Below are 13,650 nucleotides of genomic sequence, written 5' to 3'. Positions count from 1 at the left end.
AGTACAAATATTTCGACTGAAGGCAAAGTACTGGGGGCTGGTTTTTGAAAGCGTCGGCGACAGGGACGTCGCCGACGCAGCGTACAAGGATGTATTGAAGGGGGGCGCCTAGCCCGGTTTCAAAAACCAGCACCCAGTGCTTTGCCGCCACCGTAGAAGAACAGAGCACCAAACAGAGCCAGCTATGATTCGCAAACTGCTGATCGCCAACCGCGGCGAAATTGCCTGTCGTATTATCCGCACCGCGCGTCGCCTCGGCGTCGCCACCGTCGCGGTTTATTCCGACGCAGATGCCAACGCCCTGCACGTCCAGCAGGCCGACGAAGCCGTACACCTCGGCCCCGCACCGGCCAAAGAATCCTACCTGGACATCGACAAAGTCCTCGCCGCCGCCAAACGCACCGGCGCCGACGCCATCCACCCCGGCTACGGATTCCTCTCCGAGAACGCCCACTTCTGCCGCGCCTGCGAAGAAGCCGGCATCATCTTTGTCGGCCCACCCGCCGCCGCCATCGACGCCATGGGCTCCAAATCCGCCGCCAAGCGGATCATGGAAGAAGCCAATGTACCCCTGGTGCCCGGCTACCACGGCCAGAACCAGGACCCCGGCATTCTCGAAGGCCACGCCAACCGCATCGGCTACCCGGTACTACTCAAAGCGGCCGCCGGTGGCGGTGGTAAAGGTATGCGCCGCGTAGACAACCCCGACGACTTCCACGCAGCACTGGACGCCGCCAAGCGCGAAGCGCGCAACGCCTTCAACGATGACATCATGTTGATCGAGCGCTACGTGGTGAATCCACGCCACGTGGAAATCCAGGTGTTCTGCGACAAACAGGGCAAAGGCGTATATCTGTTCGAACGCGACTGTTCGGTACAGCGCCGCCACCAGAAAGTGGTGGAAGAAGCCCCGGCGCCCGGCTTGTCCGCCGAGACCCGCAAGAAAATGGGCGAGGCCGCCCTGCGCGCCGCTCACGCCATCGGCTATGTGGGCGCCGGTACCGTCGAATTCCTGCTGGATGCCGGCGGCTCATTTTACTTCATGGAAATGAACACCCGCCTGCAGGTAGAGCACCCGGTAACCGAAATGATTACCGGCCAGGACCTGGTTGCCTGGCAGCTGTCTGTCGCCGCCGGCGAATCCCTGCCGCTGGCCCAGGACGACCTGCATATCGTCGGCCACGCATTTGAAGTGCGCATCTACGCGGAAGACCCGGACAACGATTTCCTGCCCGCCACCGGAAAACTGCTGCGCCACCAGCCTCCGGCGGAAACCCAATCGGTACGTGTGGATACCGGCGTGCAGACCGGCGACGAAATCAGTGTGCACTACGACCCGATGATTTCCAAACTCATCGTGCACGGTCGCAACCGCCGCGAGGCCCTGGCAAAAATGGATCGCGCCCTGCAGCAGTATCAGATTGCCGGGCTGCGCCACAATATTGAATTCCTGCGCAGAGTCATCAACCACACCGCCTTCGTGAATGGTCGCGTCAACACGCATTTTATCGAAGATCACGAACAGGAAATCCTCCAGCAGGAGCAACAGCTGCGCTCCCAGCAGTGTGCCGCCATTGCCGCCTTTCTGTTCCACAGCGAGGCGCGCGCGCAACACCGCTCCGCGCCAAAAGCCGACCCTTTCTCCCCCTGGCACAGCGGCAACAACTGGCGCAATGGCCTCACCGTTTGGCGCAGCAAAAAAATCGAAGTGCATGGCCGTGAGATTGAAATCCGTTTCTCCGGCAGCGAAGACAACCTGCGCTGGCAGTGCAGCGCCGCCGTGGACAATCAGAGCGGCACCGTCGCCGCTCTACACGGTCAGAATGTGGCAGTGCTCGACGGGCGCCGGGTGAACTATTCCAGCGTGGCTCATGACAGTGAGGGTACGGTATTTGTCAGTGGTGAGCAGGTGGACTTCAAGATCCTGCCACCAGACACCGGCGAAAGCGCCGATGCCGCCCACGGTCTGGAAGCGCCGATGAACGGCACCATCGTCACCCTGCTGGCGGAGCCCGGTGACAAGGTCAGCCGGGATCAGCCCCTGCTGGTGATGGAGGCCATGAAAATGGAACACACCCTGCGCGCGCCGGCAGACGGCACCGTCAACCAGTTCTTCTGCGCTGCTGGCGAACTGGTGGATGGCGGCAGCCTGTTGATCGATTTCAGCGCTGAAACCGCAAACGCTTAAGGAGTTGTTGAAACATGGCTCTTCCGGATCGCGTAAAAATTGTCGAAGTGGGCCCGCGGGATGGCCTGCAGAATGAGAAACAACCCATCTCCGTAGAGACCCGGGTGCAGCTCATCGACCTGCTGAGCGACAGCGGTCTCAAGGTGATCGAGGCGGGCAGTTTCGTCAGCCCGAAATGGGTGCCGCAGATGGCATCCAGCGAGGAAGTCCTTGCCGGTATCCGCCGCGAGCCCGGTATCACCTACAGCGCACTCACCCCCAATATGGTGGGCTACGAGCGCGCACGGGATGCAAAGGCGGACGAAGTCGCGGTGTTTGGCGCGGCGTCCGAGAGCTTCACCCGCAAGAACATCAACTGCTCCATCGAGGAAAGCCTGGAGCGCTTTCGCCCGCTGGCGGAGCAGGCCCGCATCGACGGCATTCCGGTGCGCGGCTATGTATCCTGTGTGCTCGGCTGCCCCTACGAGGGCGACATCAGGGCCGAAAAGGTGGCCGAGGTCAGCAAAGCGCTGCTGGATATGGGCTGCTACGAGATCAGCCTCGGCGACACCATCGGCGTCGGCACACCGGACAAAGCCCGCTATATGATCGAGACAGTAGCGCAGCAGGTGCCCATAGAAAAGCTCGCGGTGCACTTCCACGATACCTATGGCCAGGCCCTGGCAAACATCTACGCTGCACTGCAGGCCGGTGTGGCCGTGGTGGATTCCGCGGTGGCCGGACTCGGCGGATGCCCCTACGCCCGCGGCGCCTCCGGCAATGTGGCCAGCGAAGACGTCCTCTACATGCTGGATGGACTGGGGATTCGCACCGGTGTGGATCTCGCACGACTGGCCAAGGCGGGCAACTTTATTTCCCGCGCACTGGGTCGTGAAAGCGGCTCGAAAGTCGCACGCGCTATCGCCGGTGAACCCGGGGTCATCAAGGGGGACTGACATCTCTCAGGGTCGATCTTGATCACAAGGTCACCAGATTCATTGCGATCTGATACTATCGGGCGCTTCGATTCAAAGCGCCCGAATTTTGACCACATGAAAGCCCTACGTTTACTTCTTGTTACCCTCACCGCACTGCTGTTGCTGGCAGCGCTGATTGCCCCCGGCCTGATTGGCCCCAAAGTCGAGGAGGCAGTGCAACAGCAGCTTACCCTGCAGCCAAATATCGACCTCTCCGGCTACCAGCGCGGCTGGTTCGGCGCCGAGGCGCTGACCCTGCTTAAAGGTAAGGACGGTGCCACCGAAACCATCAGCGAGATCCAGCACGGCCCGGTCCTGTTCACCCGCAGCGGCCTCAGAGTGGGCGCTCTATACGTGGAGACCCGCCTTACCGGCGAACAGCTGGAGCCGGTGTTACGCCACCAACTGGAGGCCTACTATGGTCCTATTGGTGCGAATGTGGACGACAGCCCGGTAGTGCTGGAAACCCTGGTCGCCGCCAACAACCGTGTCATCAACACCCTGTATCTTGAGCCAATTGACCGCGCCGTGGCGGACCAGCAGATCCTGTTCAAGGGTGGTGAGATCCGCTTTGTGACGGACTATCGGGGCAGGCAGCAGGACAGCCGTTTTGATCTTGGCGAATTCGTACGTATGGACGGCCACCGCGAGGCTTTGTATGTGCAATCTGCCCAGGGTGATTTTGCCCTGGCGCCCTCCGGCGCCGGCACCCTGCATGCCACCTTGCCACTGGTGCGCACCAATAACGACAACGGCCCACTGGAACTGCGGGACGTGCAGCTGGAGTACGCCAGCGAACTGGTGGCACCGCGCACACTCAAGGTTCAGGCCGGAGTAAAGCTGCCGGAAATTCAGTCATCCACACCGGCCCGCAGCCTGACCCAGCAGATCAACCTGCCATCCATCAGCTACGACGACCTGCACCACTTCCTCTACAACCTGATGTTGACCCCTTCTCACCAGCGCAGCTGGCCCGTGGTCTTCCAACGCCCACTGCAAGCGCAGCAGCAGCTGGACATTCAGACCGCCAATGGCCCGATGCAGCTGCAGCTGGATGTCGACTGGAAGGGCATGCCACGCAGCCGCAACATTCCCGAGAAAAAACTGTCCTGGCTGGACAACCTGAACGGCAGCGCCAATATTTCCGCCGCAGAGCAGGCGCTGATGCAGTCACCTCTGATCATGCAGGCCAGCGCCCTGAAACAGTACGGATTTATGCAGGAGCAAGATGGCCAGCTGACCATGCACCTGCAGCTGGACCGAGGCAACCTGGAAGTGAACGGCCAGCTGTTGCCCGCGGACCTGTTTGTACTGGCATTGATGGGCGGTATCTGAAAGCGGCAGGTAAAAGAGCCAGAGAACAGACAAAAAAAGAGCGGCCAATTGGCCGCTCCAACGGTTTCTCTCACCGTTTATCGGTACTACTAAAATTGGTACTACTAAAATTGGTACTACTAGAATCGGTACATCAAAATTCTGTCACCGTACCGTCTCAGGGATAGGCCGGTCGGTTCTCCGACAAGGTCAACCAGCCGCGTATCACGCGATAGCACACCCACACCCAGCTGATTCCCCAGACCACGAAGCCCACCAGAATCCACACGGTTGCCCAGCCAATCACAAACCACAACAGGCTGTACCAGAAGGTGCGAATCTGCCAGCGGAAGTGTGACTCGGCAACGGTGCCACGCACATCCCCCATCTTCACATAGTTGATAATCACGCCAACAAAAAAGGGCACGGCGGTGAAGATACTGATTGCCTGGATCAGGTATACCAGGGTCGCGATGTCGCGCCCGGCGCGCTCGCGTTCGGATTGCTGTTCGGCGGGATACTGCTCGGACATGGTCGGGGTTCCAATCGATTATTCAGCGCTTAAGTGTAAGCGTTAATTCCATCACCGATAAACACACTGTCGTGTCCTTCCCGTTATTTATCGCACGCTGGCCGGCAAACGGGCTAGCGCAGCGCCCACTCAGTGTGCACATTTTTCTCCCGCCAGGCTTTCAACTGCTGAATGGAAGAGCGCATCAGCCCGAGAATTTCTGTGCGCTGGTGGCGACAGTATTCGCGCTCACTATCGATGGTCAGCCGCGACGACAACGCCTGCAGACGCGCGGCAATCACTTCCAGCCCGACACTTTCTGCCTCCGCGGCAATCGCCTGGGCCTGATGCTGTGCATCGAGCCAATGCCGGCCAGTGAGAGCGCTGGTAAAGGCCGTGATCTTCTTCGGCAGACTGGCCAGGCGATCACCCAACAGCTCAGCAAATGTCAGATGGCCCAGAGTATCCCGCTGGCGCTCCAGAGTACTTGCGTTCAACACCTTGCTGGCTCGAGACGGTTTGCCCGCCGGGGACTTGGGTTGGGTCTTCTGATCCACCCAACTCAACAGCTGTATCAACTGTGCATCCGACGGGTTGCAAGGGAGCACACCGGAAAGGCCGCGCCCGGCGAAGCGCTCGCGATCGTCCTTGCTGACGCTGTCCAGCATTCCAAAAATGAACAGGTTTTCATTGGAAAAATCACCACGCATCTTGCGCGCAGTCTCGACTCCGTCAATCAAGGGCAGGCGCACATCGATGAGCACCAGATCATACTTGGCCCTGAGTGCCGCCTCGGCACCATCGATACCATTGGTTTCCCGGCGTACCTTGTGGCCGCCGGCCTCGAGACGGGGGCGCAGGCTGGGATGGCTGTCGTTCTCCACCAACAGGATATGCAGCGCACGCCGAGGCTCTTCAACCGCCACGGGAGGGGCGGCAATGGCCTCATGCCCGTCGGCGCTGCCCTGACCCGCGCGCTGGATTTCTTCTATGTTGCTGCGCAGCGTACGGCACTGCCCGAGTGCGGCGTCGGCCAGGTGGCGGGTCTCATCATCGCCGCCGCGGGACAGCAGGTTCATGGTGCTCACCAGGGTTTCCAGTGGCTTGCGCATCCGGTGCCCGGTGAGCGAGAGAAAGTCCCGATACTGTTCCTCTGCCTGCTCGGCAGCAATCCTGGTTTCTTCGAGCAGTTTGTCACGCTCCATCAGCTCGTGCATTCGGGTTTGCACCTGACGGAACAGCTTGCCATTTTCCGCCTGTAGATCGGACACTCGGGTACCCGCCGCATCCTGGGCGATTTGCAGCCGGGTGCGCAGGCGTATGTTCAGCAGCACCGTCACAACCAGTGCGACTGCGACCAACAGGGTCCAGAAGAGAGGTACGTGGATCTCGAGCAGAAGCTCCTGCCCGGGAAAAGCGCAGGCAATGGCAGGAGTCAGCGTGGTAATCGCCACAGTAACACGGCCACCTGTTGCCCTTCGCTGGGCAGGTAGCCGACGGCTTACTCTAGAGCTGGCACCCACACAGGCGCCACTCGCCGCACGGCAGTAGATCATGGTCATATTCATCCTTGTAACCACTGAAGAATTCGGGTTATTCCAGCAACCCGGCCCATATCCCCTGTCCATTCGTCCCACCCTGCTGCTTTCAGCGGGCGGTCTTTTCAGGGGCCATTTCTCGTCGCATGGGCAGTACGGCGAGCGCTTCATGGTGTTGGTGTGGTGAACACGCGTTCAGTCACATTTCTGCGGCAACCAAGGCATCCTGCCCGGTACTCACTTTGCTGTACACCAAATCCGGTGCCGCATGACACTATTTTACGCCAGAATTTCAATATGCGACGTATTTCTCGCTGGGCGCATTTGAAGGCAGTAACCAAAGCAAGTCAACTACACAGCATTACAAGCCATTACGCCCGTTCCAGGTCAGTTGATGTCCGGTGGTATTCAGCGCCTTTGCAACGGGTCCCCCCGCGACTCCAGAGCCGTCGCAAAAAATCGAGATACATGCCGTAAGGGCGGCCAAGCACACCAGCGATCAGGGCAAATGTGACACAGGCGGTAGCTATCTCCCCCGCCGAGGCGCCCCCCAGTAGCATATTGGCGGTGTACAGCGGCAACTGGAAACTGAGAAACACGAACGTATCCACACCGTAATTGTGCAGGGCACTGCCGCGCCCGAAGCGCTCAACCACCCAGTTGCGGTAGAGGCTGAACGGCCGTGCGATGAGGGTATTGAACACCACCGCCAGCAACCGCACCTTCAGGTGCTCGCGCCAGCTCATCCCCGCCAATACCAGCTCGATGGGGATCGCAATAGCCCAGGAGAAGCTGTTCATGGCAAACACGTCGAGCAACCACTCGCTCCAGCGGGTACGGCGGTTGCGGCGCTGATTCAGGCGGGAGTTGGTGCACTGGGATGTCTCAACGGGAGTCTCGTCCTCCAGTGCCATCACGGGCGGAGAGACGGGAATGGCTTCGGTAGCCTGAGACAGGGACTGGGGCGACATGACGAAACTGGACCTGAAATACAGTGGCTTTTGGCCACGGGGATGACGGCTATTGCACATTATTCAGCCACTTTTGATGGCCGAGCGCGATTATATCCACAGAAACCGTAATTTCCAGCCTTCTTATATTATATTTAGGTTAATTATCGCCAATTGCATCCTAATAATGCATATTGCACGAAACACTCATCACCCCCACACCTCTAAACTCTAGCGCCTACCTCACTACTGCTATCCTCACCGGCACCGGGACCTTACACTACTTACCTATGCAACTTTACGCATAGCTACTCCTCAAACCGTCGAGAACCCCAATGTCTCTGAGATTTGCCGTGCTCAGCCTGCTGGATATAGAGGCCGGCAGTGGCTACGACCTCAAACGCCGCTTCGAGCGCAGCGTCAATCATTTCTGGAGTGCCAGCCACCAGCAGATGTACCGAGAGCTCCACAAGCTGCACAACGAGGGGTTACTGGATTGCGTGGAAGAGCGACAGGATGGCCGCCCGGACAAGAAAATATACAGCCTGACCGATGCCGGGCGGGCTGCGTTGGAAGCCTGGATCACCCAGCCCGCCGCCGCACAGAAGATCCGCGACCCTTTCTTGATCCAGGTGTTTGCCGGCCACCACCTGTCCGCAGCGCAGATGCGTGCAGAACTCACCGACCACCTGAGTCAGCACCGGGACAAACTCGCCACTTACGAGGCCCAGAATGCCCGCTTCTACCGGCGCCCGGCAGACCAGCAGCAACGACTGTGGATTTCCCACCAGCCTTTATTGCTGGGCATAGAAACGGAGAAAACCTGGATCCGCTGGGCGGAAACGCTGTTGTCCCGCCTGGACGAGGAGATCGCCAATAGCGGCTCGGTGACTGACTAAGACTCCCCCGGATCAGGAGCGATACCGCAGAGGACGTGGTTCAACGGCATGCTGGAAGCATCGGACTCCACACCGCCAGGACAGGCAAGAATATTCCTGCTTCATTCGACGCTGTCGGGAAAATACACCTGAGGACTCAGAAGGCATCTTCGGGAATATGGCACACCACTTCGACATTGTGCCCATCCGGGTCCAGCACAGAGGCGCTAAAGTAGTTGTCGTGATATTCCGGGCGCAGGCCAGGAGCGCCGCTATCTCTGGCACCGGCCTCCAGAGCAGCATCGTAGAATGCCAGCACCGTGTCCCGATCTTCAGCACTGAACGCAAGACGCAGCGCGGGCGACGTGCTCGAGCCACCTCTGATTAACAACTGGGATTTACCACCCCAGCCAAATCCGGCCCAGTCGCCCATCTCCATTACCAGCTCGTACCCAAGGGGCGCCAGAGCGGCCTGATAAAACGCTTTACTGCGATCATAGTCGTGCACAATCAGACCAATATGGTCCAGCATGGTAGCCCCCAGGCGCGATCAATTCTCACTGAGAAAACTCAGTATAGATACGAGCGGGCAAGACCGCTGGCAGTGACCAGCGGAAACACACTATACGATTGAGAAGTACGCCAGAAAACCGTAGATGACTACGGCACTACCACAGAGAAACTGTCCCAGTATCAGTGCACGAATTGCGACGGTATAGCGGATACAACTGCCCTGAGAATACAGATCGCGGGTAAATACTCGTGCCGCTTCCGGCAATTGCGTTTCTACCGCACGCAGCCCCGGAACCGCCAGACTCAATAGCTGACGACTACGCATATCCATCACCCAGAAAACGGCAGATACGATCACGACAAAGCCGCCAAGCAACACCAGGATCAGAGGGTGAAATCCTTTCTCCACAGCCGTGAAGACACCACCATCGGCAAACATGGAGAGAACCACAAAAAAATTGAATGCTTTTAAACGCTGCTCCGCGTTAAAACGATAATGGTCACACAGGTACTGCTGTTCGTTCACGAGTCGGACTCTGCAATAATTATTCGATGATCATGGAGACTGCTGGGCAAGTTTGCCGTGAACACCATTCACGGTTTTCACCGCCGCGGAACCGTACCAGGGGTGCAGTTCCATCACCAGGCGGCCAGCCTGAATCGCGGGGTCGGTTTCTGTCAACTTGCGCGCCTCTTCCACGGTATCCACATCGAAAATATAAATACCGCGCAGTTCACCACCATCCAGAAAGGGACCGGCGAGCACCAGTACACCTTCATCCGCCAATCGCTGAATATTTGCCATATGAGCACGCTGCAACTCCGCCGCAGATGCCTTATCCTGGTCGCGATTGGGGCCGGCTTTCAGTAGCGCCAACACATATTTGTGCATTCCATATTGATCGGCACCGAGTGCCTCGGCAAGTTGCGGATCGTAAATAGCGTTTTCACTTCCGGATTCCGCCACGCTGGCACGGGCCCAAAAAGTTAACCCGACCAACAGCAGGGTCGCCAGGCTCCACGATTTCAATGGCATTGAGAGTTCTCTCGCTTATTGTTGTTGAAGTAGAGGCCGTTGGATTTACGGCACGACCATCACATCGGTATTGCTGCGCCCCAGTATACGCTCGGCGGTATTCCCCAACAAAAACCCTTTCGGTCCTTTGCGTACACCGCGCCCGACCAGAATGGCCCTCGCCTTGTTCCGGTCAACAACCCGGTTCACCTCTGCGGCGGGCTTGCCTGTGACAAAGTGGGTTTTCGTGCAGTGCACACCACTGTCGGTGATCACCTTGTCCACCGCGTCGAGAAGCGCACCGGTTTGCTCACGAAACGCATCCAGGTCGACAATTTCATCCGGCGCCGGCACACAGGCCACCGCTTCGAGATCCGCCCCCAACCGCTGGCTTATGGCCTCACCGAACGCAAGCACCCGCCGATTGAGCTCGATGTGCAGGGGGTTATCCAGTGCGGGGTCGAGGGCACTGACAATACGGTCGTGCTTCACCCAATGGGTACTGACCGCGAGCCAAAGAGGGGTGGGCAGGTTTTCAATCAGGCGCCAGTCAATAGACCCGAATCCGCCCCGGCCGAATTGCTTTTGAGCCGTCTTGATAACGAGGTCGCAATCGTTATCGGCCAGATAATCCAGGATCCACGAGGGAATATCGTGGTGCCAGACCACTTCTGCGCGAGAGCCTGCCGGTAACGCGTGTTTCTGTTGCATTTCCGCAAGCCATTTATGGCGAGCTTCCTGCATCTCGGCACTGACATTCAGGACTGCTCCCGATAAAAATGAAATAGACGCCAACGGCTCATAAACGAAACTCACCAGATGCAGCCGGGCTCCCGATTTTTCCGCGAGATCCAGCGCTCGCTGCAGCGCAATCTGTTCGTGCTTGGGCTTATCGAGAATAACGAGAATGTTCTGCATTGTGCCTCCGTCCGGGGGTTTCCTGACTCGCATGCATAGCATTCTAAACCACGTTGAAGTCAGCCTCTCGTTTCATTTCCGCGCCCACGGCGCACTGGACCGGGAAATCGGGTGACCTCTCCAGCAGATGACCCTGCACCGCGCAATCGGTCATTCACAATACATTCACTCTATTGCAATAAAAACGTCCTAGTCTCCCCGGCCGGTAAATCAACAAATAACGCTCAGGGCAATATAATTTAAGGACTTCCCCATGCGCCAAAACACACGTAAATTCCCACGATATTCCGGCGAGAAGACACTGCTCGCACTGGTAATCGGCCTCGCCGTCTCAGGCTCCGCCATGGCGCAGCAGAGTGCCGAAAGCATGGAAGAGGTCGAGGTCTACGGTGGCTCCCGCGCGGCACTGGCCAATGCCCTGGAGAAAAAGCGTGCTTCCGACAAGGCATCCAGTGTTGTCGACTCCGACGCCATGGGCAACTTTGCCGATACCAACGTCTCCGAATCCCTGCGCCGCCTGCCCGGTATCATGGTGGAAAACGACCAGGGTGAGGGGCGCTACGTATCGGTGCGCGGTATGAACACCGACCTGAACGCCATGACCATCAACGGTGTGAGTACCGCCTCTCCGGAAAACCGCCGTGGCGTGATGCTGGACGGGGTACCTTCGGACATGCTCGACTCCATGACCGTGTACAAAACCCTGACCCCGAACCTGGACGCGGACACCATCGGCGGTGCCATCGATCTGGAAACCATCAGCGCATTCAAGTACGACGGCTTCCACAGCAAGGTCAAAGCCGAGACCTCCTACAACGAGCTGACCAAAGACGGAAGCAACCCCAAGCTGGCCGTTACCGCCACTAACCGCTTCCGCCTGCAGGACGGCGAACTGGGTGTGGCCATGGTACTCAGCGACCAGACCCGTCACATCGTCGCGCGCAACAATGAAACCGGCGGCTGGGGCGACGAAGCCATCGATTCCGACTTTGAAATGCGCTACTACGACCTGGAGCGCGAGCGTCAGGGTGTGGTACTGAACTTCGATTACCAGGCAGATAGCGGCAACAGCTACTTCGCGCGCTTCTTCCACAACGAGTACACCGACACCGAAGACCGCGCCAAGTGGGAGACCCGCTCACTGGAAGACGATGCCACGGTAGAAGGCGATATCGCCACCTACCCGACCCAGCGCATGGATACCGAATCCCGCCCGCGTGTTGAAGTGCGCAACATCAGCTCCGCCCAGTTCGGCGGTGAATTCCAGCTGAGTGAGCGCAGCACGCTGAAGGCGGAAATTTTCGGTTCGCAAGCGGAGCAGGACGACACCGACAAGTGGAATGCCATCTACCGCAGCATCGAGCTCGATACGCCGATGACCTACGACAACAGCGACCCCAAAAAACCGGTGCTGAACTACGCCGATGAACTCTACGATCCACAAAACTACTTCCTCAAGGCACTGGAAAGCGAAACGGCGCTGAGCACCGACCGGGATTTCGGTCTGCGGGTGGATATGGACCTGGCCCTGAACGACGTTACCGAACTGCAATACGGCATCAAGTATCGCCAGCGCGACAAGGACAACGACTTCAACTTCTGCGGCTACGAGCCCATTGATGATGTCACTCTGGCGGAACACGACAACCGTGTGATCGGGGATTACTTCGGCAACAATCACGGCCCCTCACCCACCTTTGACGGTGTGCGCGACCTGACCCCGACCCTGGGCAATGGCAGCTTCGCTCTGTCCGACGGCACCAGCTGCCGCGCCCCCGGCGAGCTCTATGAGCTGAGCGGCGACGAAGAAGAAGAATCCATCGCCGCAGACTGGTACGCGGAAGAAAATATTTTCGCCGGCTACCTGATGGCCACCACCACTACCGACTTCGCCACCTACGTCTACGGCCTGCGCTACGAAGACACCCGCGCGACCTACCGCGGCAAGCAGTTCGACGGCGATGCCTACGCAGGGGATGTTGCCTATGACAACGACTACGGCTTCCTCGCGCCCTCACTGAACGTGCAATTGCAACTGGCCGGTGACCAGCTGTTGCGCCTCGGCGTATTCCGCTCCCTGGTACGCCCCGGCTTCGGTGAGGCCAGTGCCGGCGCCGAAATCGATCTGGAAGATAACGAGATCGAGGGCGGCAACCCCTACCTGGATCCGACCACCGCGTGGAACCTGGATGTCAGCTACGAGTACTACGTAGGTGAAGGTACTTTTATCGGCGCCGGTCTTTTCTACAAAGACATCAGCGATGCCATCGTCGAAGTCAGCGCAAGCGATGCGGAGTTACGCGGACAGGTATGGGATCGCATGGAAACCTACATCAATGCGGACGACAGCCGTATCTGGGGTGCGGAACTTGCGCTGCAGCACGCCTGGGACAATGGCCTGCTGGCGATGGTCAACTACACCTTTGCCGACGGCGAGACCGATCTGCCTGCGGATTCTGCCTATGGCGATCGCACCACACCCTACGTGAAACAGGCGCGCAATACCGCCAACCTGGCCTTCGGTTACGACAAGGGTGCCTGGGATATTCGCCTGGCCGCCAACTATCGCGACAAGTATCTGGATGAGCTCGGTGACAGCGCGCTGAACGACCGCTACACCAGCGATTTCATGCAGGTGGACCTGACCGCCAAGTACGAAGTCAATGACAACCTCACGGTGTCCGCAGCGGCGATGAACCTCAATGACCGTCCGGAGTTCTACTACTTCGGCAACGAGAGCCGCCTGTCACAGTACGATGAGTACGGCTCCACATACGAGCTGGGCTTCAGCTACACCTATTGATGGGATAGCAAACCAGACGAAAAACGCCGGGCAATGCCCGGCGTTTTTCGTTTCAGATCCTGACGG

Annotated in this window: 12 protein-coding genes; 5 read left to right on the top strand and 7 right to left on the bottom strand. The window is 58.6% G+C overall.

Features of this window, described 5'->3' with window-relative positions; all coding sequences use genetic code 11:
- Nucleotides 1–184 precede the first annotated feature (184 nt).
- From AU11_RS15360 to AU11_RS15350, 3 genes are all read left to right on the top strand, one after another.
- Nucleotides 185–2,188: an acetyl/propionyl/methylcrotonyl-CoA carboxylase subunit alpha gene (locus AU11_RS15360; protein ID WP_043320139.1), complete on the top strand. Its 2,004-nt coding sequence runs from the start codon at nt 185–187 to the stop codon at nt 2,186–2,188.
- Between the two features lie 14 nt (nt 2,189–2,202).
- Nucleotides 2,203–3,123, top strand: a complete 921-nt coding sequence (locus AU11_RS15355) for a hydroxymethylglutaryl-CoA lyase (protein WP_043320138.1) — start codon at nt 2,203–2,205, stop codon at nt 3,121–3,123.
- Between the two features lie 96 nt (nt 3,124–3,219).
- Nucleotides 3,220–4,479 (top strand): DUF945 family protein, encoded by a 1,260-nt coding sequence (locus AU11_RS15350; RefSeq protein WP_043320137.1) that lies wholly within the window; start codon nt 3,220–3,222, stop codon nt 4,477–4,479.
- 157 nt (nt 4,480–4,636) lie between these two features.
- Here AU11_RS15350 and AU11_RS15345 read toward each other — a convergent pair whose 3' ends face one another.
- The 3 genes from AU11_RS15345 to alaE form a co-directional block, all read right to left on the bottom strand.
- A complete protein-coding gene (locus AU11_RS15345; protein WP_043320136.1) occupies nt 4,637–4,990 on the bottom strand; it encodes a membrane protein in 354 nt (117 codons plus the stop codon).
- 113 nt (nt 4,991–5,103) lie between these two features.
- Nucleotides 5,104–6,537, bottom strand: a complete 1,434-nt coding sequence (locus AU11_RS15340) for a hypothetical protein (protein WP_197023849.1) — start codon at nt 6,535–6,537, stop codon at nt 5,104–5,106.
- 341 nt (nt 6,538–6,878) lie between these two features.
- Nucleotides 6,879–7,478, bottom strand: a complete 600-nt coding sequence (alaE, locus tag AU11_RS18180) for an L-alanine exporter AlaE (protein WP_081848155.1) — start codon at nt 7,476–7,478, stop codon at nt 6,879–6,881.
- Nucleotides 7,479–7,792: 314 nt separating this feature from the next.
- On the opposite strand from alaE, the gene AU11_RS15330 reads away from it, so the two are divergent.
- Nucleotides 7,793–8,356 (top strand): PadR family transcriptional regulator, encoded by a 564-nt coding sequence (locus AU11_RS15330; protein WP_043320134.1) that lies wholly within the window; start codon nt 7,793–7,795, stop codon nt 8,354–8,356.
- A gap of 136 nt (nt 8,357–8,492) precedes the next feature.
- Here the strand turns inward: AU11_RS15330 and AU11_RS15325 are convergent, their stop codons facing one another.
- The 4 genes from AU11_RS15325 to AU11_RS15310 form a co-directional block, all read right to left on the bottom strand.
- Nucleotides 8,493–8,867, bottom strand: a complete 375-nt coding sequence (locus tag AU11_RS15325) for a VOC family protein (protein WP_043320133.1) — start codon at nt 8,865–8,867, stop codon at nt 8,493–8,495.
- 90 nt (nt 8,868–8,957) lie between these two features.
- Nucleotides 8,958–9,374: a hypothetical protein gene (locus AU11_RS15320; RefSeq protein ID WP_043320132.1), complete on the bottom strand. Its 417-nt coding sequence runs from the start codon at nt 9,372–9,374 to the stop codon at nt 8,958–8,960.
- 30 nt (nt 9,375–9,404) lie between these two features.
- Entirely contained in the window at nt 9,405–9,884 is a 480-nt protein-coding gene (locus tag AU11_RS15315; protein ID WP_043320131.1) for a YciI family protein, read from the bottom strand.
- 45 nt (nt 9,885–9,929) lie between these two features.
- Nucleotides 9,930–10,781 carry a universal stress protein gene (locus AU11_RS15310; RefSeq protein WP_043320129.1) on the bottom strand — a complete coding sequence of 284 codons (852 nt, stop codon included), beginning with the start codon at nt 10,779–10,781 and terminating at the stop codon, nt 9,930–9,932.
- Between the two features lie 253 nt (nt 10,782–11,034).
- Between AU11_RS15310 and AU11_RS15305 the strand changes: the two genes are divergently transcribed.
- Nucleotides 11,035–13,584, top strand: a complete 2,550-nt coding sequence (locus tag AU11_RS15305; protein WP_043320127.1) for a TonB-dependent receptor — start codon at nt 11,035–11,037, stop codon at nt 13,582–13,584.
- The last annotated feature ends 66 nt before the right edge of the window (nt 13,585–13,650 follow it).

The sequence above is a fragment of the Microbulbifer sp. HZ11 genome (assembly GCF_000708675.1).
GTDB lineage: Bacteria > Pseudomonadota > Gammaproteobacteria > Pseudomonadales > Cellvibrionaceae > Microbulbifer.
The sequence above is the reverse complement of the archived record's forward strand: the minus strand, read 5'-3'. Positions and strand labels throughout refer to the sequence as shown.